The sequence below is a fragment of the Parabacteroides sp. TM07-1AC genome (assembly GCF_003480915.1).
Classification (GTDB): Bacteria; Bacteroidota; Bacteroidia; order Bacteroidales; family Tannerellaceae; genus Parabacteroides; species Parabacteroides chongii.
The window spans coordinates 231,214-258,009 of record NZ_QUKD01000006.1; the positions used below are offsets into that span (position 1 = coordinate 231,214).

Here is a 26,796-nt window from a genome sequence, read left to right on the forward strand (position 1 = left end):
ATATATCATGAAAGAATTAATTATAACGAGCATGCTATATGTTGCAGTTGGAACTATGGCGCAGACAACAACTGCTGTCATAAATCCAATAGAGCCCGTACAGTATAAAAATGAGAACGGTAAGTTCCAAATTCTATCTTATATCCAAGAGGACTGTCTATCCCAAACTTCCCTGAAATGTTATGTAAACGATCAATCTGTTGATCTTGTTAAGACAGAACGAAGTGATAGCGTATTGGTTTGGTTACCAATGATTGGAGGAGAAGAACAGTTGAAGGTCGTCGCTGGTAAAAAGATTATTTTGGATCAGACGTTTCAAACGTTTATTCCGGCTGATTGGGGCTATTTTAAGAATGGTGTGATCCATATTATTCAATCATCCCATCAAGATATTGCCTGGATGGATACACCGGAGTACTGCCGAGAAGATCGTATCAATAACATCATTTTGCCTGCTCTTGATATGATGAAGCAGAATAAAGACTTCACTTTTGAAATGGAGCAGACTATGTATTTGATGGAGTTTTTGGAAGAACATCCGGAGCGGAAAGATGAATTGATACAATTATATAAAGAGAAAAGATTTACGTGGGGAGCCACCTATAACCAACCATACGAAGGTTTATCCAGTGGCGAACAACTGATACGTCAGTCTTATTACGGACGGAAGTGGGTTCATGAAAATATGCCGGGGTGCGATGATTTGGTTGCGAATAATATGGATGTACCTGGTCGTACGCTGCAGATGTCTCAAATATTGGCTAAAAGTGGTATTCCTAATTTATTTGTCAGTAGAATGGCTGAAGGTTTATACGATTGGTATAGTCCGGATGGTTCTAAGGTTTTAACTTTCACTCCTGGGAATTATGGTTGGCCTTCTCTTATTTGGAAGTTTTTCGATAAAGATGCTGCTACGGCATTTCATAAATTGCACCATCGTACACAATTATGGAGCAATTATTATGAAAAACATCAGATTCCGCCGCATTATGCTATTTTAATAAGTTGTGACGCGACTAAACCGGTGGATTTCCAGAATGTAATCGATGAATGGAATAAGATTGCAGAAGAGTCAGAGGTGCCTTTACCACGTTTAAAGGCTTCTACGAGTGAAGAGTATTTTGATTTGGTTCGCGGAAAAACAACTCAATTTGAGAAAATATCCGGAGAACGTCCTGATTTATGGCTCTATATTCATGGTCCGGCCCATTATGAGGCTACAAAATATAAGCGTGAAGCTGGTGTATTATTACCGGCAGCAGAGTCATTTACTACTTTCTCAAAACTACAAACAGGAGACTTACAAAAGTATCCGCGAAAGTCTTTTGACCGTGCCTGGATGGCTTCTATATATCCGGATCATGGCTTAGGTGGGAAAAATGGAGAAATTACAGATTCTATTTTCGAAGATAGTTTAAGAGTAGGTTATACATTGGGTAAGGAACTGTTGTCTGAGGCGTTGAAACAACTCACCGAACAGGTAAAGACAAAAGAAAATAATTATGTTGTATTTAACGATTTGACATGGGAAAGAAATGGGCTGGTAACTGTTGAAGTCCCCAACGAAAAGATCTCAGTCAAAGATGAACAAGGAAATACTGTCAATACACAGATTAAGAAAGATAAGGATGGAAAACAATATGTGACATTTGAAGCACAGGATATACCATCTATGGGATATCGCAGTTATTCGATTCAGCGTGGAAAGACTCCGAAAGCATCCAATTCGGTAAATCATTCTTCCAATCAAATAGAAAATGACTACTATAAGGCAGTATTAGGAAATGGCGGTATCGTTTATTTGTACGACAAACAATTGGGCAAAGAACTCATTCATACTTCTAAATTTGCATGTGGGGATGTCATCGAGTTAGGATATACAGGAAACGGAGCCGGTGAGTTTACCCGTATCACGGATGTAGTTCCCGGAGATATCACTTCGTTAAGCTCTTTCGTTTCAAAATGGGAAGTTGAAGAATCGGGGGCACTGTATACACGTTTCAAAAGCTTACAACCGACAAAACATGCAACTATAGTACAAAATATAACATTCTATCATACCAGTAAGAAAATAGACTTTGGCATTACCTTACAGGATTTTGACGGTACGCATAACCGGCAATATCGTATTGCATTTCCTGCCAATATGATGGGAGAACGTACTATAAACTATGAGATACCAATGGCTGTAGCCGAAGTCGGGAAAGATGAATTGAAGAAGCAACCCGGTGGTTGGGCATGGGGAGGAACCTATGTACATCATCCGGAAGATTCCCACCCTCGTGAAATACAGAATTTTATATCAGCGAATGGTAATGGCTTTGGATTGACTATGTCATCCTGTGTTGCTGTAGCAGATTGGATCGATCCTTCCCGTGAACAAGCTGTTTATCCGGTTTTGCAGGGAATTCTTCTCTCATCACACAAAAGTTGTCATGGTGAAGGTAACTGGTATCATCAAAAAGGAACCCACAATTTCCATTTCTCTATAACTTCTCATCCGGAAGGATGGAAAAACGGATATAATTCTGCCATCGCGAATAATCATCCTTTATTCGTACAACAGAAAAACAATAAAGAGGGAAAACTTGAAGGAAGCAATAGCTTTTTCAAACTTTCAGATCCTTTTACTGCACTTTCTTTAATTAAAAAGGCAGATAATGATAACAACCTGATTATCCGTTTGACAGAAATGGAAGGGAAGGATAAAGAGGTTATGATAACATTACCAGTATCCGTTAAAAAAGTGATCCGAACCAATTTGATTGAAGAGGAGCAAAAGGTACTTCCGGTATCCGGTAATCAGTTTGCTTTGCCTTTAGGTCATCATGCTATTGAAACATATAAATTAGTACTATAATAAAAAATGAACACAATCATCTTTAAACTAATACCCGTCTTGTTTGCCTTCTTTATAATGGGTTTTGTAGATATTGTTGGTGTTTCCACAAGCTATGTAAAACAAGATTTCGAATTGAACGATACGTTGGCAAACCTATTGCCTATGTTGGTTTTTATTTGGTTTGCAGTATGTTCTTTACCGACCAGTTTACTAATGGGGCGAATCGGAAGGAAAAAAACAGTATTATGCAGTTTAAGTATAACAAGTATATCGTTGTTGATTCCATTGGTTTATTATTCTTTTGCTACGGTTCTTTTAGCTTTTACTTTATTGGGAATTGGAAATACGGTATTGCAGGTCTCTCTGAATCCTTTATTGTTGAATGTTGTAGCTAAAGACAAGTTTACCAGCACATTGACACTGGGGCAATTTATCAAAGCAATATCGTCTACTTTGGGACCGGTTATTGCCAGCGCAATGGTTGGTATTTGGGGAAATTGGCATTTGATTTTTGTAGTATATGCTATTACATCTTGTTTGTCTTGTTTGTGGCTGGCTATGACTCCGATAACAGAAATGCCAAATACGCAAGCTGGTCAGAATATTGGACATATTTTCTCTTTATTCCACAACTCAAAGTTGATAATTGCTTTCTCTGTGATTCTATTGATAGTCGGTTTTGAGATAGGGTTGATGACAGCAGTTCCTAAATATTTATCAGAACAATGTGGTCTTCCCATAGAAAAGGGAAGTCTAGGTTGCAGTTTGTATTTTGCTGCTCGTACATTGGGAACATTTTTAGGGACATTCATCTTGGCTCGGTATTCTGCCGGTAAATTTTTGACAATAAACATGATATTGGCAATTGTTGTATTTGCAGTTTTCATGTTGGTTTCCGATACAACAATTTTATTGATTGCTTTATTCCTGATAGGCTTAAGTTGTGCAAATGTTTTTCCTATCATATTCTCACAAGCTATCCAATCGGAACCGGATAAAGCAAATGAGATATCTGCTTTGATGATAATGGGTGTGGCAGGAGGTGCAATCTTACCGGTTATTATGGGATTGGTTGCAGATAACAGTAGCCAGTTAGTCAGTCTGTTGATTCCTTTCGGTGCCTTAATTTACATCCTGATCGTATCTATACAACAGAATAAAACACATAAAAATATTCAAATATGAAAAGTATGAATTCATTGGAACGCTGCATGGCCGTTCTAAACGGGGAAACCCCTGACAGATTACCGATTGTCCCTCAATGCTTCATGCTAGCTGTTGAGACAGCTGGAATGAAAATTGGTGATGTAAATAAGAATGGCCGCAAGATGGCACAAGCCCACATCATTTCGCAAGAAAAGTATGGTTATGATGGATGCGTTATCGATTTTGATGATGCCACCATTGCAGAGGCTGTTGGGGCCAAGGTTATTTTTCGAGAGGATGAACCGGCTATTGTTGATGAAGAACAGCCTGTATTGAAAGACTTACGGGATGTCTATGATATGCCGATCCCTGATCCGGCGAGTTCCGGTCGTCTGAACGAGTGGTTGGAAGCGACACGTACGTTGTCTGAAGCTATTGGGGATCATGTATTTATCATGGGACGTGCCGATCAGGGTCCTTTCAGTATTGCTTGCCTGTTAAGAGGAACGACTCAATTCATGATGGATTTATTGACTGAAGACAAACAACTTATAGATGATGTATTGGAGTATTGCCGGAAAATCAGTGCCGTATTTGCCAAAGCACAAAAAGACGCAGGAGCTCATGTAACATCTATCGGGGATGCTTTTGCCGGTCCAAATCTGATTTCCCCGGACATGTACCGCCAATTTGCCTTGATCCCGGAACAGAAACTGGCTAAAGAGGTGCAGGATTACGGTATTCCTTTCTCTATCCATATTTGTGGTAATACTAATGGAATTATTCAAGATATGGGAACGACAGGAGCCAAGATACTGGAGGTTGACTGGATGCTTGATATCAAAGAAGCCAGAAGATTAGTACCGGAAGATACTGTCTTAATGGGAAATATCGATCCCAGTAGTCCGCTCGTTATTGGGACACCTTCCGACGTAGATGCCGCTGTCAAAAGATTGATAGAAGCAACAAAGGGCAAACGTCATATTATTAGTTCCGGATGTGCAATGGGACGTAATACGCCTCCTGAAAACTTCAAGGCTTTTATTGAAGCAGCACATCGTTATGGGTCTTATGAAGAAATTATGAAATTACAAAATCTATAAAATATCATGGCAGATTTAAATAAATTATTTGATTCAATTGTTGCCGGAAAAATGGAACCGGCTGTCGAGGTAACAGAGCAAATCATCGAAGAAAAGTTAGACATACAGTCTATTATCAATGATTATATGATCAAGGCAATGGAAGAGATAGGCGATCGTTTCCAGAACCATAAGGCTTATGTTCCTGAATTATTGATGGCTGCCCGCGCCATGAAAGGTTCTTTGGATCTTTTGAAGCCACACATGAAGGATGAAAGCATACAAACTGTCGGAAAGATCGTGATTGGAACTGTATTTGGAGACTTGCATGACATCGGAAAAAATTTGGTTGCTTCCATGTTTGAAGGTTGTGGCTTTGAGGTAATCAATTTGGGAGTTAATATACCTGACAGCAAATTTATAGAAACAGTCAAACAAGAGAAACCGGATATTTTATGCTTGTCTGCTTTGTTGACAACAACGATGACCAATATGAAAGGAGTAATTGAAGCATTGGATAAAGCCAGACTTCGGGACCAGGTGAAAGTGATGGTCGGAGGAGCACCTGTCAATGAAACATTTGCCAAAGAAATTGGAGCAGACGGATATAGTAGTAATGCCAATGCCGCTGTAATCAAAGCAAAAGAATTATTAGCCATCGCATAAAAATATAATCTTATGAAAATAGACATGAAAAACTGGATAGCATCCGTTATTGCTTCTCCACAACGGGTGGCTGTCCCTATAATGACTCATTCCGGTATTGAATTGCTAGGACATACTGTTAATGATGCAGTTACAAACGGTGAAGTACATTATCAGGCGATTAAAGTTTTATCAGAGAAATACCCCTCAGAAGCATCTTCCGTTATAATGGATCTGACAGTTGAGGCTGAGGCTTTTGGTGCTGAAATCTATTTTTCGGAAAATGAAGTTCCGAGTGTTGTAGGGCGCTTGGTGTCAACTCCGGAAGAAATAGAGAAGTTGGAAATTCCTTCATTAGATACAGCTCGTCTGCCGGAATATATCAAGGCCAATCGGCTAGTGGCAGCAGAAGTAACCAAGCCCGTCTTGGCTGGATGTATCGGACCCTATTCTTTAGCCGGAAGACTATATGATATGTCTGAGATTATGATGGCTATGTATATTGATCCGGATAGTATTAAGTTGTTGTTATCTAAATGTACGGAGTTTATAACAAAATATTGCCAGGCTTTAAAAGAGGCTGGGGCAAACGGGGTGTTAATTGCAGAACCGGCAGCAGGCTTATTGTCGAATGATGCATGTATGGAGTTCTCTTCCTTGTATGTAAAACAGATCGTTGATAAAGTTCAGGATGATTTCTTCTCCGTCATTTTGCATAACTGTGGAAATACGGGACAATGTACTGAAGCAATGGTTTATACAGGTGCTGCAGGCTATCATTTTGGAAATGGAATCGATATGATCTCTGCTTTGAATGATTGTCCGAAAGATGCATTAGTTATGGGTAATATTGATCCTGTTTCAGTTTTGAAAATGGCATCTTCTCAGCAGGTGTATGAGCAGACTATGCAATTGTTGACAGACACGGCTGCATACCCGAATTTTGTATTATCATCGGGATGTGATACTCCGCCTGAGATCCCTTTTGCGAATATAGAGATGTTTTACCAGGCATTAAATGACTACAACTCAACGTTAAAATGATAGAAACATATAACTATGAAGGTAAAGGTTACCATCCTTTCCTCATCAGAGAGGGATGGCAGGTCGCCCAACTTAATTATGTAGAGAAGCATGGTCTGGATGATATTGACCAGATAGAAGTTCATAACCAGTCAGATGAAGCATTCATTTTGTTTAAAGGGAAAGCGGTATTGGTTGAAGTGCAGATTGAACAAGAGGATATTCATTTCAATTGCCAATACATGAAACCGGGAGTGACCTATAATATTCCAGCTGGCACCTGGCATGAAATAGCCATGGACCGGGATGCAGAAATTATTATTGTAGAACGGGCGAATACCCATAAGCAAGATTGTTCATATTCCAAACTGACAGAATCTCAGAAACAAATCTTATATTCTAAAATCAAGGATCAATTATCATAGAAGTATGAAGAAAGTGTATGTACTATGGGGCTTTTTAGGAAGCGGAAAGACAACGCTGATCAATCATCTTTTACTTACCCATTTAAAAGATAAAAATGTTGTAATCATTGAAAATGAATCCGGAAAAGAATCTATAGATGGGATAGAGTTGCAGAACCGACATTATTCCGTTGTGGATTTAAAATCCGGATGTGTTTGTTGTACGCTTCGTTTAAAGCTGGCAGAGGTATTGGAAGAAATCAAGCAGTCACTCAAGCCGGACTGGGTATTAATGGAACCTTCCGGCTTGGCATCGCTGGAAGATTTGTTGCAGATTCCCAATCTCTGTATCGATGGTGCTATTACTTTGCTGGATGTAAAGATGTATGATTTTCTGATGAAACTAAATCCCGATTTTTATCGTCGTCAGTTTTACTTATCTTCTGTTTTGTTTCTGACGAAGACGGAATCGATAAGTTCAGAAGAAGTCAAACAAATTGTTGATAAGCTATTATCCATTCAGCCTCAGCTGCAAATTATTGAAGATTATCGTTTGCTGGATGAAGCTGAATGGATAACCATATGGGAGAAAAGTAGTCTTCAGAAAAGAGTATTCTTGCCATTTACATCAAAGGCTGCACCTCCTCTATTTTCTACAGAAACTATCGTATTGGAGTCTCCGATAGACAGGACTTTTTTCAAGACGGAGTTTTCCAGGATGAATACCCTGTTTGGCAATCAGATTGTTCGTACAAAAGGTTTACTTCAACAGCAGGATGGAACATGGTCCAGATTTGATGTTACCGGAAGTGATTATTCGGAAAAACCAATCCCCGATTTAGAAAGAGAAGAGAAAAGTACTATTTCTGTCTGGTGGAAAGATAAAGAAGGTCTCAGTCCTTTAGGCTGGATTTCCCCCTTTCTAAATGCAGAAGAACAACGCTGCTCCATCGATGATCTGATAATCTCAGATGAGGAGTTGTTTCTATACATGGGATTCAAAGGAAGCACGCCTGATGCATATACCTATGAGATAATACAAACTTTAAAAAAAGAGGCTTTGGAAATTTGTCAGCCTCGCTTAGGATATCGCTTTCTAACCGGAAGCAAACTGGATAAACAACATTTGGTTGTAGGCAATTATATTTTCAAGCCTGATTATACTATTACAAAGTATCTTCAGGATGCTGATATATATGCAATACTGGTTGCTTCTGTCGGTGCAGAGCTAGATGCCTGGATTCAAGAAAAACGTTTGGCAAATGATATAATGGAAGCTTTTATTGCCGATGCATTGGGTTCACTTATTGTTGAAGCAATCGTTTCCTATGGTCTGTCATCGTTAACCGAAAAAATGAAATTCTACCAATTGAATACCAGTAACTCTTATAGTCCGGGCTATTGTGGCTGGAACGTACGTGAACAACAACTTCTTTTCTCATTGTTACCCCACGCTTTTTGCGGCATTTCACTGACAGATTCCAGTCTGATGCTTCCTATCAAATCTGTTAGTTCCTTAATAGGAATAGGTAGAAATATTGAAAGAAAGCCTTATGGATGCTCAATCTGTCAGAGAAAAGATTGTTTTAAGAAGAAAGAAGTTTTATAGTCTTTTGTTGGAAACTAATTGCACTTGCAGAATCTGTTTGCCCCGCAGGTACAAGTCGGTCCTCCATCGCCATTGAGTATTTCATCGGTGTAAAAGTCGTACATCTTTGTTTTAATCTGTATGCATATCCGGCGGAACTCGCTTTCTATAAATTCGGGTGTGCCTGTGGCACGTGAAGGATCATAGAAGCCGATATGTAATTTGTGGCGAACTTTTCCCCTGAATACCGGACAGTTCTCGTTTGCATCTCCACAAACCGTAATCACATAATCCCAAGGTTCATCCAGATATTGATCGGCCGGTTTGGGAGTATGGCCACTGATATCTATTCCTGAATTTTCCATCGTTTTGATGGCAAGAGGATTTACTTCATCGGCAGGATTTGTTCCTGCTGAACAAACAATCAAGTTCTTGTCAAAAGATTGTAGCCAACCCTGTGCCATCTGACTGCGGCAACTATTACCGGTACATAAGATTAATATTTTCATACTTGTTTGTCGTTTAGTTTTTATCCTGGAATGATTTTGTATCCTGCCGCCGTCAGCGTATATTGTATCTGGTCGATATGATCCTGGTTGCGGGTTTCCATTTCCAGGCGGAGGTAACAGCCGTTAATATCTGCGGTGTGGCTTACCCGTTCATGGTGGACAGATACTACATTTGCCCCTGTGGAGGCTATGATTTCAGAAACGTGTTGTAATTGTCCGGGCTTGTCTACCAATTCAATCGTCATGGTGTAAGAACGGCCGGATTTCTGCAAACCTCGTCCGATCACACGTGACAGAATCGTTACGTCGATGTTACCGCCCGATACCAGGCAGATCGCCTTTTTCCCTTTGATAGGTACTTTGTTGAACATCGCAGCTGCAACGGCTACGGCGCCGGCACCTTCGGCAATGAGTTTGTGCTGTTCGATCAATGCCAGGATAGCTGTCGATATCTCGTCATCATTGACCGTAACGATTTCATCCACATACTTACGGCAGTACTCGAAGGTATGTTCGCCCGGCTCTTTTACGGCAATACCGTCGGCGATGGTGCGAACGAATCCCATCCGTTCTATCTTGTTATGTTCGATCGAGTTCAGCATGCTCGGGGCACCACTGGCCTGTACGCCATATATTTTTACATTCGGATTCAAATGCTTGATGGCAAAAGCAATCCCGGAGATCAGTCCGCCACCGCCGATCGGAACGATCACGGCATCCAGGTCGGGTAATTGTTCCAATAGTTCCAATCCTATGGTTCCTTGTCCGGCAATGACATCTTCATCGTCGAAAGGATGAACAAAGGTATATCCCTTTTCATCTCGTAATTTTAAGGCTTTCTGGTAAGCGTCGTCGTACACGCCTTCTACCAGGCAGACATCTGCTCCATACCATTTGGTGGCTTCTATTTTAGAGATCGGAGCATTATCCGGCAAACAGATAAGAGATTTGATGCCATGAGTGGTTGCTGCCAGTGCAACTCCCTGAGCATGGTTGCCGGCAGAACAGGCAACAACACCTTTTGCTTTCTCTTCTTCCGTAAGTTGTGAGATTTTGAAGCAGGCACCACGGACTTTAAATGATCCTGTGATCTGTAAGTTCTCCGGTTTCAGATAGATATGTGACTCCGGATTGATATTGGGCGCACTGATCAAGTCCGTGCGACGGATAACCGTTTTCAGGGCAAAAGATGCCTGATAAATCTTATCGAGTGTGAGCATGAATGTAATTTTGAGGGAGCAAATATAGCCAGAATTCACATATCTCACTGAAACTGGGTTGCTTTTTTATTATCTCGCCAATATTTCGTATATTTACACGCTGGAAATTGTTTTCCGGTCAGAGGCTGAAAAAGAAGAAAGAGCACCATATAAGTATATGAAACCAGAGGATATTGAAGATTTCACAGAGGAAAACGAAAACGAGGAAATAGAGCAAACAAATACGGATTCTCAATCGAATGAGCAATCTGATGCTGCTACGCATTCGGAATATAAAATACCCGGGAAGGGCGAAGGCCGTGTATCCTATCATCTGTCAGGGATGTATCAGGATTGGTTTTTGGATTACGCTTCTTACGTGATCCTGGAACGTGCTGTACCGCATATCAATGACGGACTGAAACCGGTTCAGCGTCGTATTCTTCATTCGATGAGGCGTTTAGATGATGGTCGGTATAATAAGGTCGCAAATATTGTCGGGCATACTATGCAGTTCCACCCTCACGGTGATGCATCTATTGGAGATGCACTTGTGCAGTTAGGACAGAAAGATCTTCTGATTGACTGCCAGGGAAACTGGGGGAATATTCTAACCGGTGACGGTGCGGCGGCTCCGCGTTATATCGAAGCTCGTCTCTCTAAATTTGCTCTTGAAACGGTATTCAATCCCAAGACGACCCTTTGGCAACTCTCTTATGACGGACGTAATAAAGAACCGGTCACTTTACCGGTGAAATTCCCCTTGTTGCTGGCTCAGGGGGTGGAGGGTATTGCGGTCGGTCTTTCTTCCAAAATACTTCCGCATAATTTCAATGAATTGCTGGATGCTTCGATAGCCTATCTGCGGGGAGAAGAATTTACTTTATATCCGGATTTCCAGACAGGTGGTTTTATCGATGTTTCAAAATATAACGATGGTGAACGTGGTGGTTCAGTAAAGGTCCGTGCTAAAATAACCAAGCTGGATAACAAGACTTTGGTTATTAGTGAGATCCCTTACGGAAGAACAACCTCTTCCCTGATCGAGTCGATCCTGAAAGCGAACGACAAGGGGAAGATCAAGATCCGGAAAGTGGATGATAATACGGCTAAGGATGTAGAGATCCTTGTGCACCTGGCTCCGGGCGTGTCTTCGGATAAAACGATCGATGCGCTGTATGCCTTTACGGATTGTGAGATCAGTATTTCACCCAACTGTTGTGTGATCATGGACAACAAACCTCACTTCCTGAAAGTGAGTGATGTGTTGCGCCATTCAACGGACGATACGCTGCATCTGTTGCGTACGGAACTTCAGATCCAGAAGGCGGAACAGGAAGAAACCTTGTTCTTTGCTTCTCTTGAAAAAATATTCATCGAAGAACGCATCTATAAAGATGCCGAGTTCGAAAACTCAAAGGATATGGATGAGGCGGTCGCTCATATCGACATGCGCCTGACCCCGTTCAAACCTGATTTTATCCGTGAAGTGACCCGCGATGATATCCTCAAGCTGATGGAGATCAAGATGGGACGTATCCTAAAGTTCAATTCGGAAAAGAGCAATGCGTTGATCGCACAGATTCGTGAGGAGATAGAGCGTATCAATCATCATTTGGATAATATTGTCGATTATACGATCAACTGGTTTGCTATGTTGAAAGAAAAGTATGGCAAGAACCATCCGCGTATGACCGAGGTCCGTAATTTCGATACGATCGAAGCAACGAAGGTGGTGGAAGCGAACGAAAAGCTATACATCAACCGTGCAGAAGGCTTTATGGGTATGAGCCTTAAAAAGGATGAGTATGTTTGTAACTGCTCGGATATAGACGATATCATCCTGTTCTACCGGAACGGAACATATAAGATCGTGAAAGTCAGCGACAAGATGTTTGTCGGAAAAGACGTTTTGTATGTGAATGTCTTCAAACGGAACGATACCCGTACTATATATAATGTTATTTATCGTGACGGAAAAGTCGGCTATAACTATATCAAGCGTTTTGCCGTGACCGGAGTGACGCGTGATAAGGAATATGACGTGACGAAAGGAACGGAAGGTTCGCGTGTGCTGTATTTCAGCGCGAATCCGAATGGAGAAGCTGAAACGGTCAAAGTAATCCTGAAGCCGAAGCCCCGCCAGAAGTTGCTTGTCTTTGAAAAGGACTTCAGCGAGATTGCCATTAAGGGACGCGGCTCGATGGGTAATATCCTGACCAAAGCGGATGTACATAAGATCAGCCTGAAACAGAAAGGTAGTTCCACTCTCGGAGGACGCCAGGTTTGGTTCGACTGGGATGTGCTGCGTCTGAATTATGACGGACGTGGAGATGAACTGGGTGAATTTCAGAGTGACGATCTGATCCTGGTCATCTTGCGTAACGGTGATTTCTATACGACGAACTTCGATTTGAGTAACCATTACGACGATAATATACAGGTTATTGAGAAGTTCAATTCAAATAAAGTCTGGACGGCGGCCTTGTATGATGCCGACCAGAAATATCCTTACCTGAAACGTTTTGTGCTGGAGGCTGGAAGCAAGAAGCAGAACTTCCTGGGTGATAACCCGAAGAGCCGTTTGTTGTTGCTTACCGACGAGACTTATCCGCGCATTGAAGTGGTGTTCGGCGGCCATGATGCTTTCCGTGAACCGCTGGTGTTGGATGCCGAAGAGTTTATCGGCGTGAAAGGTTTCAAAGCGAAAGGTAAACGCATCTCTACATTCGAGGTAGAAACGGTCAACGAACTGGAACCAACCCGTTTTGCCCCGGTGGAACAACCGTCAAGGGATGATGGAGAAGACTCCGATACGAATGATACCGGACAGAATGAAAGCGATTCGGATATTATAGACGAGATAACGGGGCAGATGAAGCTTTTTGACGAATAGCCTGACATTACGAAAAAAATTCTTCTGAATATTGCAAATTAATAAAAAATACTTACCTTTGCACCGCAAACCAAATGCGGCTGTGGTGTAATTGGTAGCCACGCCAGACTTAGGATCTGGTGCTTCACGGCGTGGGGGTTCGAGTCCCTTCAGCCGCACAAAATGCAAAATCCTTCTGAATTCGTTCGGAGGGATTTTTTGTTTTGTGCTGTTTTGGTTTGTGGATAATTGGAAAAGAAGCCGGTATCTTTTTTATCGGGTAGGTTTTAACCAATCAATAAAATCAAGTTTGATAAGTTGCTCCCTACTCAATAATAAGCCGGGATGAACGCCTTTCAATATTTCTAACAGATCTTTCATATCACTACAAAAATAAACAAATTTGTTTAGAAATGCAATGCATTAGTGTATCTTAATATTTATCCAATCGCTATTAATCAAAAAGTCAGACACCGACAATTTCTCTATAGCATCCTATGTTTTTTGCCCAACTATAGCACTTTTTTTCATGGAAGTAGTGACTTCTTCCTCTTGAAACCCCCATTTGGGGCCATTTTACATCCGGATGTAAACGATGCTAAGACCCGGGTGTGAAGGTGCCTGAGACCCGGATGTCAAGAAGAAAATGTAGCTATATGATTGAAAATAAGTCCTATATCTTGCCATTTTTGTCTAGCTGTTTTGTGATAGTATGATAGTTGAAAATGGAACTATCATACGAACTATCATTGCTTATATGCATTGAATTACAAAATGTTTGAACTTGTGGATGATAGAATGATAGTTGGTTTTGAATATTACTCTTGATATTTGATAAGAAAATCAGGTGCACGTTACTTTATAAAAAGCCTATACTGAATGATATTTGAGTTCTAAAAGTTATCTTTGGGGAATTAAACAGAATACCTTTTGCGATGACAGCCATAATTAGTACTGACGGTAAAGATATTGATTCTGAGAATAGCGAACAATATAAAGAAATGACCGGATCTGCCTGTACGCAGAAAATCTTAGCCGGAAATGAAGTTGATAGCAAAACTGAAGTAACGTCTCCTGACATGATTTAACTTGTCTTCCTTACCTATCCATCCACCCCTTAAACTCCGTTACCCGTTCCCGGCTGACGAGCATGTCCTCTTTCTCTGTCTGATTGTTGAGAATGAGTTTGAGTCTGCTTGAAGAATAAGCTATAATGTCCCGGATAGCAGAATAATTTACAATGCAATTCCGGTTGATGCGGAAGAAAATTCCGGGGTCGACCAGTTGCTCTATTTTATCGAGGGAATGATCGATGGCATAATTCTTTCCGGTAGCGGTTTGGATAAAAGTGCTTCTTTCCAGGATGAAAAAGCTATCGATGGAAGAGGTTGGTATCGACCGGTAATGGTCACCGACTTTAATAAGGAAACGCTCCTTTGTTTTGGGCTGTAGCTGGTTTATGATGGATTCCAGTCTGGAATAATTTACCGGCTGCCTGTGGAACGTGTTGAACTTTTCCAATGCGGCTTTCAGATCTTCCGGGGCTATTGGTTTCAGAAGATAATCGACACTATTGACTTTGAATGCTTTCAAGGCATAAGCGTCGTAGGCTGTCGTAAAGATCACAGGTGTTTGTATCCGGCAAGTCTCAAAAATTTCGAAACTGATCCCGTCTTCCAGTTGGATATCCATAAAGATCAGCTCGGGAGCCGGATGATTGGTGAGCCAGTTTATTGCCAGTTCTATTGAGCCGAGCACGTCGAGGACTTCTGTCTGTTTATCTGCCTCCTGCAATAAACGGATCAGCTTATGTGCTGCAGGTTGTTCGTCTTCAATGATCAATACTCTCATATTATATAATGTTGATTGGTAATTTTACTGTAAATTGATTCTGTTCAGTCTCTATCGTCATTTCTTTCCCCATGATCAGTCTGACCCTTTCTTTCAGATTGGATAATCCTGTTCCGGGAGAGTTACTCCATGTGCTTCGCTTTTGTATGTTGTTGGAAATTACAATAAACGGATCGTTTTCATTCTGAATAATGATTCGCAGAGGATTCTTTTCGGATGCCGAATTGTGTTTGAGGGCATTCTCGACTAATATCTGTAAGGATATGGGGACGATGCTGTATCTTTCGACTTGCTGGATATTTATTTCTAACTGGATTTTCTCTCCGTCGCGTTCTTTCTGAAGGCTGAAATACCGGTTGACAAATCTTATCTCTTCTTTCAGCGGGATAAGGTCGGTCTCTTCGTTATCCAGGATATACCGGTAGATGGAGGCAAGCTGTTGAATGTAATTGTCTGCTTTCCTGGTATCTTCATAAATAATTTCCGATAATGTATTCAGGCTGTTGAACAGAAAATGAGGATTGACCTGTGTTTTAAGTGTCCGGTATTTATATTTCAGGTTTTCTTCTCTTAGTTGCTGTTCACGGTCGACCGCTTGCTGCCAGATACTGTAAAAGAAGAAAGCGGAAGCAATCAAAGCGCAGACTGAATAATATTTGATGGTTTGGGGAAACTCCACTTCAAACAAGTTGTTTATAAAATGAGTGGTATCCAGTCCCATGATCAGATGAAACAGGTAGATCTGCACGCCGATGACCATAAGAGATATCAGTAAGATAATGACCATAAAAAGGAGGAAGGCTGGTATAATAACCATCTTTACCTTTTTTATCGGCATCGCGAGGAAGTAGCCGAAAAAAGTGTTGCTGATGCTCAGTGAGATCAGGATAATGGTAAATATGATGGTGCCGAAAAGTATAGTAGTTGAATGGAACGGATTGCCGGTAGTCCACCATTTAAAAAGCAATGCAAATAGAATACTGAATATCAGCGTTCCGATAAATACTTTTAGTTTCTTGTTCTTTTCCATATCCATACAAACTTAATCTTTTTTATTCACTTTTCAGCGAATGTACAGGATCGCTTGTTGCCACCTGCCAACTCTGTAAAGTTACTGTAACAAATGTAATTATCAGAACGATAAGCAATGATAAGATGAATATCCAGCCTTGTAGTGTGGTCCGGTAAGCAAATGCCTGTAACCATTTATTCAGTCCATACCAGGTAACCGGTGCTGCAAGGAGAAAGCTGACAAATATTATCCAGGCAAACTTTTTATAGAATATGACAAGGATTTCCGTTACCGTAGCCCCCATAATCTTTCGGATGCCTATTTCTTTCTGCCGGTATTGAGTTTCAAATGTAACCAGTCCGAATACTCCCATGAGCGAGATGATGATCGTCAGCAAGCTGAACATGCTTATCTGAACAGACGTGTTCCGTTCTTTTTGGTAGGCCTGCTCGAATAGTTGGTCGTAAAACTTGATTTCAACCGGGTATAGCGGATCGATTTCTGCGATACAGTCTTTGATCTTTTTGACAGCGGTGTAAGCATTTCCCGTTGTGCGTATATATAGGGTTGGCTGTAAAATCGGATTCTGAGACTGTCCGGATGTAAGTGCCATCGGTTCGATCTTCTTCCGGAGATTCATAAAGTGGAAGTCTTTGATAATACCGATAACCTGACTGCCGTTTGCAAGCTTGTCGCCGGGTTTTACATTAAACTGCCGGGCTGCCAATTCGTTCAGCAGCAGTTTCTCTCCGGGAGCAGTCTGATCTGTTTTGTCGAAGTTGCGGCCTTCAATGATTTCAATGCCCATCATCTCTGTGAAGTTATAAGAGACAGGAATGAAGTAATACATGATATCTTCATCCTGCGGAGATTTACTATACGTATAAAGATAATAATCCAAAAAACCGACAGGCCAGTCCGAAGTGGCTACATCTGCTATCGACGGAGTTGACTTCAGTTTCCCGATCAACATATCTCCATGTCCGGACATGATCTCTTTATCCAGTGTGACCGTTGCGATCCGGCTGTTGTTGATTATCCCTTCCATATGATACATGTACCTGTTTTGCAGCCATATAAAAAGGGAAGATATAATGAGCCCGGTTGATATCAGAAACTGGAACCCAGTTAACGCTATCCGGATTGTACGACCGGTCGGACTCATGCCGAATGTACCTTTCAGGATCAGTGCCGGGTGGAAGGAAGTCATGTAGAATGCCGGATATATCCCTGTTACTATACCTGCGGTTCCTGCCAGAAGAAACGTGTGCCAAAGTACTCCCGTATTCTTTAGAAGTTCAGCTGGTGCGAGAAGTATGGATGAAAGACCAGCCTTATGGAAAAGCCATACCCAGCATAAAGCCAGAAAAAATGCGAGCAGATAGATACCCAGAGCTTCGAAAATAAGAGCGAAGCGGAGTGACGTGGTCGATTCTCCCAACACTTTCCGTATGTTTATGCTTCTTATCCGTGCCGGAGTGAGTGCCGCAGAGAAATTCAGAAAATTGACGGTGGCGATAGCGACAACCAGTAATGCGATGGATAACAGGATATATGTTATCATGCGGTTTCCTTTGGGCGTAATATCAAGGTTTATATCGTGCCGGTAGTAAATACTTTCTATCGGGTCAAGCCGGAAAGTTACCGGTTGGGTAAATCCCATCTGTTTCCCCAATCCTGTTTTCTCGAAGAAATCTGTCAGTTGTCCGGCTGCTTCTTCCGGAGATGCTTCCGGTGACAGCGCTACGAAAAGGGTTAACGCCCAGTCTGTCCAGTCGTTTTTATATGCGTCTGCCAGGTTGATCTTTATATCGTTCACTATGCTGGTGTTTTCCGGAAAATCTTTGTAGACGGCACCTATCGTGAAGAAAGTACCATCCGGTAAGAAGATTTGCCTGCCGACAGGAGAGGCTTGTCCGTACATTTTTTGTGCCAGGCTTTCAGGTAACAATGCTTTACCCGGTTCAGACAGGGAACCGGCTGTGCCTTCAAGTATTTCCATATCAAATACATCTGTAATACCCGCTGATACTTTGCGTATCGGAAGGATCATTCCTCGTTCTTCTCCCTCTGCCGTTTTGTATTTAGCATATATTTCGGATGATGCTCCGTACATGATGGAATAAGCCTCTATCCGGGGAGCGGAGGGAAGTAACATCTCAATCAGCGGTCGTGCTAAAAAGGAGGAATATGCTTCCCGGGAGGAAAGATTCGATTCGGTAGGTATCAATGTTGACTCGATGCGATAGATGCGGCCGGACTTCTTATAAGAGGTATCGAAAGTACGTTCATACCGCACTTGAATCAGAATAATGATAAAGGCGGCAAATGCAACACTCAATCCAAGTAGGTTTAGTATGGAAGCCAGTCTGAACCGTTGGAGTGTGACCAGGAAATTTCGGAAGATTGCTTTCATAAGTTTCTCTTTTTTCTGTAAAGTAAAGAGGAAAGAATTGATTCGCATAAGGATAGTTGCAGAGCTGCGGTTTCGTCTTGCAGAATCGTTTTATGTGATCCGATCACATTTTATATTCTAAAATAAATAAACGATATTCTATATTTCATTTATGAGGCTAAAAGCTTTGTCGTCTTTGTGTAATTAGTTTTAAATCTGTACCTTGCGCGCCTTTAAAACATTTATTAATGAGTAAAAAGCGTTATGAGAAAGAATTTATCTTACTATTTATTGCTGCTGTTTTGTGTCTCCGGACTGTTTGTTTCTTGTGGAGACGATGATGATGAAAAACCAACAATTGGCTATTCTGGTAAAGACGTAAGCGGGGATGCCGGGATTACCCGCGATAAAGAAACGAAGAAAGCTGTGCTGAGTGTGACCTCCGATAAAGCATGGGAGTTATATGCCGGTTCAACAGCAGAAGATATCGATATGAATACACCTTGTCTGGCAGGTGATGGTAAAGGTTCTTTCGATTTAAGTGGGGATGCTACGAAGAGACAACTTTTCTTATTCAAGAACTCGGAAGGTCAGGCTTTGCTGGCTGAAAGACTTTTACCTGTACATGGGTATAACTTCAGAGACCTGGGTGGTATAAAGAATAGTGAGGGTAAATATGTTCGTTGGGGTAGATTGTTCCGTACGGATGAAATGAATAAACTGGATAATGCCGATCTTACTTATCTAGCCAGTACAGGATTGAAGACAGTGGTCGATTTCCGTACTTCTACAGAAAAAGAAGGCGGGCTGGGCGGTATGCTGCCGGCAGCACCGGACAAATTACCTTCTACGGTAAAGAATCCTTATAATTTAGAGATCAATGCTGGTAATATATTCTCTGATGAGATCATAGGAAGCATCTCGAAAGGTCTTAGTGAGGAGGAAACTGCTCAGATCATGATAGATGGTTATATCGAAATGGTAAGCTATGACGACTATGTAGCTAAGTATAAAGAGTTTTTTAAATATGTTCAGGATGAGAACTCTTTGCCGTTAAGCTATCATTGTTCGGCAGGTAAGGACCGTACCGGAGTGGCTACTATGCTTATTTTGTCAGCTCTCGGTGTAGATAAGGCGACGATCATGCAAGATTATATGCTTAGCAAGCAATATATCGCAGGTAAGTATGATTCCTATCTGAAATATTATCCTCAGATTGCCCCGTTGGTAACCGTCGATGAAAAATACCTGAATGCCGCCTATGATAAAATAGACGAAAAGTACGGTTCCATGACTAAGTTCCTTACTGAAACATTAGGTGTGGATCTTGATAAAATGAAACAGCTATACTTATATTGATCATTTATAAATACCGATTATTCCGTCTGAAGTAATTGTTTCGGCACTGATGCTGAACTTTTTGCAACTACTGTTATTATAAAACCTGATATCAGCTTTACCCTTTTCATCGGGTGTCACTGAAGGATTCCAGTAGAGTGTGCGGCGATAATCGGGTTCCGGCGGAAGGATGGAATAATCCGGATTGTAAAATTCTTTAACCTGGCTGTAGCCTTCCAGCCAGGTTTTTCGTACTCCTTTACCGGCATCCGTCGGGATCTTATCTTCCGGGAATGTTTCGATAAAAACGGCACAACCATAGAACTTATCTACTTCCAAAGGTGACATTCTGTAGTCTGCATACTTACACATGATAGAAAGATCCTCGTTGATATAAATGGATTTGATGGCTTCGAGGCGTATCAGCTTGTATTTGTTGTAATCCATTTCAGTAGCCATAGTCCGTTCGTAGTTGATTACGAAAAGAGGTGTTTTCCCTTTATATTGCAGGTATTCGTCCTGTCTGGAGAAGGTTTTTCGGAAGTTGTTATTCATGTTTATCATCAACTCATGTATGTCCTTCCCGATATATTTTCCCTGGTCTGTGATGTCGTCCCATTCCGATTGAACGTCATAATAAGCGATTGATTTGGAACGGTTGTTGAATATATCCTTTTCTCTCGATCTCTTTTTGGCGGTTACGGTGACTTCGTCCAGTCGGAGAACTTTCTCTTTGTTGCCGGCTTTCGACAGCGAGTCTTCGTAGGCTGTCAGAAAAGCGTTGATGTCTTCTTCAGACTCTTGGGTATCCGGTGTTTCTTCCGGATCGATTGTTTCTGTTTTTTCTTGTTCTTTATCGGTAAGAGTGACCTGCATATCCGGATAACGGTATCTTTTAGGTTCCGGGGTAAAAAGCCGGTCCAGTATGATTCGGTGGTCTTTCTTTTTCCCTTTCTCGCTGACTGACAAGATCATATTCCATTTTCCGGTTATATCAGCCTGGAAAGCGAAACGTCCCAGACTGTCGGTTACAAATACATCGAATGCGCTGGTTGCCTTTTCTTCCTCACCTCTTTTGAGCAGGAAAGAAGAAACGGTAACGTTGGGTTTCGGGATTTTCCGGACAAGGGAAACCACCTGCCCATGCATCTCGATGCCTTGCTCCGGTCTGTATTTCAGTTCGAAAGGTGCTGTTCCTGCCATCTGTTTCCAGGAATAGCGGTGCCATCCCTGTACCATCATCAGCAGGTCGAGGGCTGAACGGTGGAAGGAGTCACTGGATTCAAAATAATAAGACGGATTATGGACATACCCTTTTATATCAGACATAAGCAGCAAGTCTGTCAGGATATTACAATCCGACTTTACTTCATTCATGCCGTCTCTTATCGATAAAGAGAAAGGTGCTTGTACCGGATTATCCTCCCGGTCGGTTACTGAAAGTTCCATGTGAACTGCTTCATAGGGTTCGTATGTCTCTTTGTCGCTTTTGGCTTTGATTGTTAACAGCTCTTCTTTGTTTGTGAATATCAACCGGTCGCAACGGATTTCACCATTGCTGTCGAATACAGTAATTTGTGAAACACCTGCAGGTAATATTGTTTTATCGACTTTGAAACGAACCGGTTCATTATGGAGTATGTTGGCAAGGCAATAGTTATATAATTTACCTCTGCAGGTAATGACCATGCCCAACATTTCGGCGGGTGTCTGTTTGTTTTTCTGTAAAGATATTTCGAGACTGTCAGCGGATGAAAGGTTGTCTACCTGCAAGGTAAATCCTTGAGGTAATGGTTGGGGCATGTCGAACTGGTACTTTTTCCCGTTATAGTCGACTACAGCTTTTCGTTTGTCCCCGCCGGGGGTATAATTGAAGAGGCCTTTTCCGTCGTGTGTCACGATAAAATCGGCAATTTCCTCTTTCTCTTCATTTATGATTTTTCCGGTCGCATCCAGTGGGTTGCCAAAAGCATCTGTTATTTCAAAGGCGATCCGGGAGGGAATGTCCTGGATCAGGTTTCCTCCTTCCGGATAGAATTTCAGATTTACCTTTTTCCCCTTTTGGGGCTTCTCCCGTTTCTTCGGATATTTACCGTATCCGTATTTCAGCATATTTTTCTCTTCATAGTTCCCTTCTTCTTTCGGCTTATTGAATACGGGGAGCAGGCGGGAGAAGATAACGTCTTCGCCAAAGTTCAGCATATATTTTGTATAGGCGCGTACTTCATAGAAACCGGAATAAAAAGGGAGTTGTCCGAGGGTGAAATCACCGTGACACTGTCCGTTCTCTATCTTCAGTATTCGTTTATCTATAATTTCACCACCGGGATTCAATAGTTCCACATATAAAGTTTTGCTTAATACGGTTGCTTCGTGCAGCTCGGAAGTGACCACATAACAGTTGAACCAGATGTTGTCGCCCTGGTAATAACTGGTATTGTCGAAGTGCAGATACACTTTTTCCCGTGGTATATATTGCGAAAACCGGTCCGTAGCACGAATATAGCGGGTGAGCTTATTGATCACGCTGTCTGCTTCCTGTCCTGCTGCCTGCAGGCAAAATAGCAGAAGGAAAATATAACCGGTAACTCTTCGGAGTGTTTTCATGCGAACTTCGTATCTTCCTTATGTGGAAGAATATACGAAGTTACAGAAATTTTCTATATTAAAGGCTGTTCCTTAGTACCTTATTTCCATGCTCTCTTCTTCAGTGTCGACCGATACCGGATATGAGCTCTTATTATAAGTATATTTATAATGTATGGTTTGGGTGTTACCGGTCTCACCATCCGTGATCGTTTCCTCTGTCAGTGTGTTTTGATGGTTGAGAAACTGACGGGGATATGTTCCTGTCGAGTATGAACTCTTTTGGAACCAAAAACTGAAGAACCATAATGGTAATTCAACTTGACTCATTGATCCTGGTTGATTATTGTATGTAAAAGTGTGGGTTGTAATAAGTCTTGAATCTTCAAGACTGAATATTTCGAGTTTTAACAGGTTCTTTGTTGATGAGTCAAAGGATAATATCAAATAGTTTTTTCCATCTCCTATTTTGTTATATCCTTCACTCGTCATTTGAAATGCACCCAGGTCTGTTATTTTGATCGGTAATCCGTTTTCATCCAGTTCAATTTCCTGATTATAAGAAACATCCAGGCTGGGTTCTCCGCAACTTTTTACTAAAATTTTGTTTCCTTCCCTTTCGAAATCACTCGATCCATGTCCATCTGCGATATTGGGATCTGCCGGAGGGGCGAAAGAGACACTGCGAAGTTCATTCCCTTCATAGTTGAATGAGGTGGTGGAGCCGTCTTTTTTCATCATCTTTAGTAGTTGATTACCGGAATACGACAGGTAAATTGTTTGATTATCTGTCTTAAATGTACTGGGAAGGCCGTTTTTTTCGGTAAAACCGAAACCTTCGCTGTCATTATCACATGAAAACAGGCAGATGCCTGCAGCTATCAAAGCTATTGATACAAGAATACGATTGAATAGTTTCATACTGATTAGTGTTAATGTCTTTATCAGTATGATGCTGCAATAAATAGAATAGTTGCATCTATAGGGAAAACGGACGTATTGTTTTTTATAAAACCTTATATGAATAAGCCGGCCAATTCTCCCTGATATACTCTTTCTTGTTATCTTCTGTGACCAGATAATCTATATCTCCCAGCGAAGCAACATGGTAGGCTTCTGCCGTATTCAGTTTATAACTGTCTGCCAGGACGATCCGTTTCCGTGCCCGTTCTATCATACATCGTTTTATCATGGCCTCTTCCCGGTCCGGGCAGGTTAGTCCTTGTTGGGGATGCACATCACTGATTCCCAGGATCAGCCAGTCCGGTCTTATCGTTTGTAATGCCTGGAAGACGGAAACTCCGAGCGTGACCTGGGAAGAAGGGAACACTTTCCCTCCCAAAAATATCAGGTCGAGCTTGGGATGGTTGAATAGCGTGTTGACTATCGGGAAACTGTTCGTATAAACCGATAGAGGAATATCGGTCGGGAGTTGCTTGGCGACTTCCAGGTTGGAGGTTCCCCCGTCTATCAGTAGGATATCTCCGGCATGGAATAACGGGATAACTTTGGTTGCCATCTGCTGCTTGGCGGCTATTCCCGTGTTCAGCCGGTCTGTAAATTCGATAGGGATACCGGATTTGGCGATTGCTCCTCCGTGTACCTTGGTCAGTAAACCCCGTTCGTCCAATTCTGTCAGGTCGCGACGTAAGGTGTCGTCCGACACACCCAGTTCTGCACTTAGTGCGGTAATATAAATCCTGTAATTCTGATTTATGCGGTTTAATATGTACTGATGTCTTTCTTCTTTTAGCATATATCTGAGAATTATATATTGCATATTACCGCAAATATACATATATTTCGTAGTAACAAGCATCGGCTATGAGATGTTTCATTTCTATTTGCGGACTTTTGCGTATTGTATGATTCTTCTTTTGAATTTCTGCAAATTTGCAGGAAACTCCGCAATCGGATTTTAGAAGCTGGCTGGTTACATTTTGGAAAATATGATTGTTTAATTATTAATAATTCTAAAAAGTATGAAGTCACAGGTATTAGTAGACATGGATGGAGTTCTAGTGGATGTGTATGGCCAGTTTATCAAAATGGAATATAGAGATTCCGGTATCCGGTTAAACTGGGAAGATTTGTGTGGAAAATCAGAAGAAGAGGCTTTCCCTTCCTTTAACAGACATGTGAGGGAAGTAGGCTTTTTCAGGACAGCCCCTCTTATGGAAGATAGTGTGGAAGGACTGAAGTTGTTGAATGATAAGTATAATGTCTTGATCGTTTCCTCCGCAACCGAATTTCCCGGTAGCCTGATCGAAAAGCAACAATGGCTGAACGAACATTTCCCGTTCATCACCTGGGAGCAAATGATCTTTTGCGGACGTAAGGATAGTATAAAAGGAGATATTATGATCGACGATCATCTGAAGAACCTTCGGTATTTTGAAGGCCGGAAGGTGCTGTTCAGTCAGCCGCACAATATGTGTGTACAGGATCAAATGTATCAGAGAGTGACAGGGTGGAAGGATATTATGGAGATGTTGTGACTATTGAAAAAAAATATTTACATTTGACTTCCTAATAAGTAATGAGAGAGCATAATTGAAAAAGGGAGATAATCATATGCGGTCTGTGTTGGAAGATTTAGCGGAAAGAAGTTCAGAGTCCGCTTTTAAATCTTTGTATGTTACTTATTGTGACCGCATAATGAGATATCTTACCATGTACGTGAAATCGCCGCAGATAGCAGAAGAATTGCTATCCGACGTCTTTTTCGCTCTTTGGGAAAATAGAAAACAGTTACTCGAAATAAATAATTTTGATGCCTATATTTACCGGATCGCTAAATTCAGGGTTCTGAACTATCTGCGTGATAACAGATCCCTGACTGTCGATCTGGATGAAGTGCCGATCGATCTTTTTGCCTTTACGGAGACGACTCCTGAAGACGATTATATTTCCCGTGAATTGATCGATGCGGTTAATGATGTAATCGAACAACTCCCGACAAAATCCAAACTGGCTTTTAAGTTAGTCCGCGAAGACGGCATGAAATATAAAGATGCAGCAGAGCATTTAGGTATATCAGTCAAGACGTTAGAAGCTCAACTGACATTCGCTATGAAAAAAATTACGAAAATATTCAATATCGGTTAAGGGTGAAATTCAATTTTCGGTACTTATAATAGAAAGTATCAAAATTGTATGAATCAGGAAATAGAACAAATCATATTACGGAATCTTTCGGGAGAAGCATCTTGCGATGATGTCATCACCTTTTCAGAGTGGTTGGCATCGTCTGCCCGGAATAAAGAGAGTTTCCTGAAAATCAAAAAATATTGGGATGCGGAGGTTGCCGGTGCAAAACTTCAAAATCCGGAAGCTACTTATAACAAACTATTAGACAGGATACGAAAAGCGGAACGAAAGGAGACTGTTCGTAGATTATGGATCAGATATGCCGGAGCTGCCGCTGTTGCTATTATTGTAGGTATTACCGGTTATTGGATAGGAGGGCAGAGAAACGTTACGCCCGTACAATATTATTCTTATATCACAGGAAATTCTGTTTCTTCATTCGAGTTGCCGGACGGCACCGAGATATCTTTAAATAAAAACAGTACGTTATCTTATTCGAGTTCATATGGAGAAAAGGTCCGTGAAGTTTCTTTGGAGGGGGAAGGTTACTTCTCTGTGATGAAAGATAAGACAAAAGCCTTTGTCGTGGATCTGAACGGTTCCAAAATATCCGTATTGGGTACAGTTTTCAATGTAAAGAACTATAGCAAAGAAAATGTCACGACTGCCACTTTAGTGGAAGGTTCGATCCGTTTTGAGACCCCTGAACAACAAATTCTGTTGAAACCCGACCAGCAGCTTGTTTTCAATAAATCCGAGAATCAGATCGGCATAGAAAATGTTTCTACCGATCTGATTACAGCCTGGAAGAGTCATCTGATAAAATATAAGTCGATATCTTTTAGGGAATTTCTGGATATGCTGAAAGACCGGTACACTGTGGATATCGTGTTGTCAAATGAAATCTCGGGTGAGCAGAAAGTAACAGGTTCTTTCGATGAAAGCCTGACAGTCGATCAGATACTCGACCTGATGAAAAAGAACCTTTCTTTCAGATGGAAGAAGGAGGGTGATAAATATGTGATCAATAAATAAAGTATTAACCGATTAAAAAAGAAAGGAGTATGAAAACGCAGAAAAGATAAACATATACTATTAGGAAAAAACAAACCGGCCATTCTTGGAGGAAGCAGCCGGCTTGGATTCGAGAAATTAACCGCTCAATTCATGTTACTGGTAATAACATGAATCGGCATTTAGTTAACTTAATT

20 protein-coding genes, 1 tRNA gene and 1 pseudogene are annotated in these 26,796 nt (G+C 41.4%); 14 read left to right on the forward strand and 8 right to left on the reverse strand.

Annotated elements, in window-relative coordinates; all coding sequences use genetic code 11:
• Window positions 1–7 precede the first annotated feature (7 nt).
• The 7 genes and pseudogenes from DXD68_RS14095 (at window position 8) to DXD68_RS14125 (ending at window position 8,751) form a co-directional block, all read left to right on the forward strand.
• The gene (locus DXD68_RS14095) at window positions 8–2,860 is read left to right on the forward strand and encodes a glycosyl hydrolase-related protein (protein ID WP_233577153.1); all 2,853 of its coding nucleotides are present in this window, start codon (window positions 8–10) and stop codon (window positions 2,858–2,860) included.
• Window positions 2,861–2,866: 6 nt separating this feature from the next.
• Window positions 2,867–4,027, forward strand: coding sequence for an MFS transporter (locus DXD68_RS14100; protein WP_122362202.1), 1,161 nt, complete (start codon window positions 2,867–2,869; stop codon window positions 4,025–4,027).
• On the forward strand, window positions 4,024–5,091 hold the full coding sequence (locus DXD68_RS14105) for a uroporphyrinogen decarboxylase family protein (RefSeq protein ID WP_122362203.1): 1,068 nt from the start codon (window positions 4,024–4,026) through the stop codon (window positions 5,089–5,091). Before DXD68_RS14100 ends, DXD68_RS14105 begins: the two co-directional genes overlap by 4 nt.
• A 15-nt stretch (window positions 5,092–5,106) precedes the next feature.
• A pseudogene (locus DXD68_RS14110) lies at window positions 5,107–5,736 on the forward strand (corrinoid protein); the annotation flags it as partial.
• Between the two features lie 12 nt (window positions 5,737–5,748).
• Window positions 5,749–6,759: a uroporphyrinogen decarboxylase family protein gene (locus DXD68_RS14115; protein ID WP_122362205.1), complete on the forward strand. Its 1,011-nt coding sequence runs from the start codon at window positions 5,749–5,751 to the stop codon at window positions 6,757–6,759.
• On the forward strand, window positions 6,756–7,163 hold the full coding sequence (locus DXD68_RS14120; protein WP_122362206.1) for a hypothetical protein: 408 nt from the start codon (window positions 6,756–6,758) through the stop codon (window positions 7,161–7,163). The genes DXD68_RS14115 and DXD68_RS14120 overlap by 4 nt, the downstream gene beginning before the upstream one ends.
• Before the next feature lie 4 nt (window positions 7,164–7,167).
• A complete protein-coding gene (locus DXD68_RS14125; RefSeq protein ID WP_122362207.1) occupies window positions 7,168–8,751 on the forward strand; it encodes a GTP-binding protein in 1,584 nt (527 codons plus the stop codon).
• Between the two features lie 14 nt (window positions 8,752–8,765).
• Here DXD68_RS14125 and DXD68_RS14130 read toward each other — a convergent pair whose 3' ends face one another.
• Complete coding sequence (locus tag DXD68_RS14130; protein WP_122362208.1) at window positions 8,766–9,239, reverse strand: arsenate reductase ArsC; 474 nt, start codon at window positions 9,237–9,239, stop codon at window positions 8,766–8,768.
• Window positions 9,240–9,259: 20 nt separating this feature from the next.
• Window positions 9,260–10,459, reverse strand: a complete 1,200-nt coding sequence (gene ilvA, locus DXD68_RS14135) for a threonine ammonia-lyase (protein ID WP_122362209.1) — start codon at window positions 10,457–10,459, stop codon at window positions 9,260–9,262.
• Window positions 10,460–10,616: 157 nt separating this feature from the next.
• On the opposite strand from ilvA, the gene DXD68_RS14140 reads away from it, so the two are divergent.
• The 3 genes from DXD68_RS14140 to DXD68_RS24105 all read left to right on the forward strand — a co-directional run bounded on the left by DXD68_RS14140 (window position 10,617) and on the right by DXD68_RS24105 (window position 14,401).
• Window positions 10,617–13,334, forward strand: a complete 2,718-nt coding sequence (locus DXD68_RS14140) for a DNA gyrase/topoisomerase IV subunit A (RefSeq protein WP_122362257.1) — start codon at window positions 10,617–10,619, stop codon at window positions 13,332–13,334.
• Between the two features lie 76 nt (window positions 13,335–13,410).
• Window positions 13,411–13,492 (forward strand) — tRNA-Leu (locus DXD68_RS14145).
• A 756-nt stretch (window positions 13,493–14,248) separates the two neighbouring features.
• A complete protein-coding gene (locus tag DXD68_RS24105) occupies window positions 14,249–14,401 on the forward strand; it encodes a hypothetical protein (RefSeq protein ID WP_158585885.1) in 153 nt (50 codons plus the stop codon).
• A gap of 10 nt (window positions 14,402–14,411) precedes the next feature.
• Here DXD68_RS24105 and DXD68_RS14150 read toward each other — a convergent pair whose 3' ends face one another.
• The 3 genes from DXD68_RS14150 to DXD68_RS14160 are packed head-to-tail and all read right to left on the reverse strand — an operon-like array spanning window position 14,412 to window position 18,592.
• Window positions 14,412–15,164, reverse strand: a complete 753-nt coding sequence (locus DXD68_RS14150; protein WP_122362210.1) for a LytR/AlgR family response regulator transcription factor — start codon at window positions 15,162–15,164, stop codon at window positions 14,412–14,414.
• A 1-nt stretch (window position 15,165) separates the two neighbouring features.
• Window positions 15,166–16,194 (reverse strand): sensor histidine kinase, encoded by a 1,029-nt coding sequence (locus DXD68_RS14155; RefSeq protein WP_158585886.1) that lies wholly within the window; start codon window positions 16,192–16,194, stop codon window positions 15,166–15,168.
• Between the two features lie 22 nt (window positions 16,195–16,216).
• Window positions 16,217–18,592 carry an ABC transporter permease gene (locus DXD68_RS14160; protein WP_158585887.1) on the reverse strand — a complete coding sequence of 792 codons (2,376 nt, stop codon included), beginning with the start codon at window positions 18,590–18,592 and terminating at the stop codon, window positions 16,217–16,219.
• A gap of 243 nt (window positions 18,593–18,835) precedes the next feature.
• On the opposite strand from DXD68_RS14160, the gene DXD68_RS14165 reads away from it, so the two are divergent.
• The gene (locus DXD68_RS14165) at window positions 18,836–19,930 is read left to right on the forward strand and encodes a tyrosine-protein phosphatase (protein WP_122362213.1); all 1,095 of its coding nucleotides are present in this window, start codon (window positions 18,836–18,838) and stop codon (window positions 19,928–19,930) included.
• On the opposite strand, the gene DXD68_RS14170 is transcribed toward DXD68_RS14165, so the two are convergent.
• From DXD68_RS14170 to DXD68_RS14180, 3 genes are all read right to left on the reverse strand, one after another.
• Window positions 19,931–22,516, reverse strand: a complete 2,586-nt coding sequence (locus tag DXD68_RS14170; protein WP_122362214.1) for a hypothetical protein — start codon at window positions 22,514–22,516, stop codon at window positions 19,931–19,933.
• A gap of 72 nt (window positions 22,517–22,588) precedes the next feature.
• Window positions 22,589–23,416, reverse strand: a complete 828-nt coding sequence (locus tag DXD68_RS14175; protein WP_122362215.1) for a permease — start codon at window positions 23,414–23,416, stop codon at window positions 22,589–22,591.
• Window positions 23,417–23,501: 85 nt separating this feature from the next.
• A complete protein-coding gene (locus tag DXD68_RS14180; protein WP_122362258.1) occupies window positions 23,502–24,251 on the reverse strand; it encodes a DeoR/GlpR family DNA-binding transcription regulator in 750 nt (249 codons plus the stop codon).
• Between the two features lie 226 nt (window positions 24,252–24,477).
• On the opposite strand from DXD68_RS14180, the gene DXD68_RS14185 reads away from it, so the two are divergent.
• The 3 genes from DXD68_RS14185 to DXD68_RS14195 all read left to right on the forward strand — a co-directional run bounded on the left by DXD68_RS14185 (window position 24,478) and on the right by DXD68_RS14195 (window position 26,620).
• Window positions 24,478–24,993, forward strand: coding sequence for a 5' nucleotidase, NT5C type (locus tag DXD68_RS14185; protein ID WP_122362216.1), 516 nt, complete (start codon window positions 24,478–24,480; stop codon window positions 24,991–24,993).
• Between the two features lie 76 nt (window positions 24,994–25,069).
• A complete protein-coding gene (locus tag DXD68_RS14190; protein ID WP_122362217.1) occupies window positions 25,070–25,603 on the forward strand; it encodes an RNA polymerase sigma-70 factor in 534 nt (177 codons plus the stop codon).
• A gap of 48 nt (window positions 25,604–25,651) precedes the next feature.
• Window positions 25,652–26,620, forward strand: coding sequence for a FecR family protein (locus tag DXD68_RS14195; protein ID WP_122362218.1), 969 nt, complete (start codon window positions 25,652–25,654; stop codon window positions 26,618–26,620).
• The last annotated feature ends 176 nt before the right edge of the window (window positions 26,621–26,796 follow it).

Coding starts and splice junctions, on each gene's coding strand:
- DXD68_RS14095 (WP_233577153.1), top strand. CDS start 8: ATGAAAGAATTAATTATAACGAGCATGCTATATGTTGCAGTTGGAACT.
- DXD68_RS14100 (WP_122362202.1), top strand. CDS start 2,867: ATGAACACAATCATCTTTAAACTAATACCCGTCTTGTTTGCCTTCTTT.
- DXD68_RS14105 (WP_122362203.1), top strand. CDS start 4,024: ATGAAAAGTATGAATTCATTGGAACGCTGCATGGCCGTTCTAAACGGG.
- DXD68_RS14115 (WP_122362205.1), top strand. CDS start 5,749: ATGAAAATAGACATGAAAAACTGGATAGCATCCGTTATTGCTTCTCCA.
- DXD68_RS14120 (WP_122362206.1), top strand. CDS start 6,756: ATGATAGAAACATATAACTATGAAGGTAAAGGTTACCATCCTTTCCTC.
- DXD68_RS14125 (WP_122362207.1), top strand. CDS start 7,168: ATGAAGAAAGTGTATGTACTATGGGGCTTTTTAGGAAGCGGAAAGACA.
- DXD68_RS14130 (WP_122362208.1), bottom strand. CDS start 9,239: ATGAAAATATTAATCTTATGTACCGGTAATAGTTGCCGCAGTCAGATG.
- ilvA (WP_122362209.1), bottom strand. CDS start 10,459: ATGCTCACACTCGATAAGATTTATCAGGCATCTTTTGCCCTGAAAACG.
- DXD68_RS14140 (WP_122362257.1), top strand. CDS start 10,617: ATGAAACCAGAGGATATTGAAGATTTCACAGAGGAAAACGAAAACGAG.
- DXD68_RS24105 (WP_158585885.1), top strand. CDS start 14,249: ATGACAGCCATAATTAGTACTGACGGTAAAGATATTGATTCTGAGAAT.
- DXD68_RS14150 (WP_122362210.1), bottom strand. CDS start 15,164: ATGAGAGTATTGATCATTGAAGACGAACAACCTGCAGCACATAAGCTG.
- DXD68_RS14155 (WP_158585886.1), bottom strand. CDS start 16,194: ATGGAAAAGAACAAGAAACTAAAAGTATTTATCGGAACGCTGATATTC.
- DXD68_RS14160 (WP_158585887.1), bottom strand. CDS start 18,592: ATGAAAGCAATCTTCCGAAATTTCCTGGTCACACTCCAACGGTTCAGA.
- DXD68_RS14165 (WP_122362213.1), top strand. CDS start 18,836: ATGAGAAAGAATTTATCTTACTATTTATTGCTGCTGTTTTGTGTCTCC.
- DXD68_RS14170 (WP_122362214.1), bottom strand. CDS start 22,516: ATGAAAACACTCCGAAGAGTTACCGGTTATATTTTCCTTCTGCTATTT.
- DXD68_RS14175 (WP_122362215.1), bottom strand. CDS start 23,416: ATGAAACTATTCAATCGTATTCTTGTATCAATAGCTTTGATAGCTGCA.
- DXD68_RS14180 (WP_122362258.1), bottom strand. CDS start 24,251: ATGCTAAAAGAAGAAAGACATCAGTACATATTAAACCGCATAAATCAG.
- DXD68_RS14185 (WP_122362216.1), top strand. CDS start 24,478: ATGAAGTCACAGGTATTAGTAGACATGGATGGAGTTCTAGTGGATGTG.
- DXD68_RS14190 (WP_122362217.1), top strand. CDS start 25,070: ATGCGGTCTGTGTTGGAAGATTTAGCGGAAAGAAGTTCAGAGTCCGCT.
- DXD68_RS14195 (WP_122362218.1), top strand. CDS start 25,652: ATGAATCAGGAAATAGAACAAATCATATTACGGAATCTTTCGGGAGAA.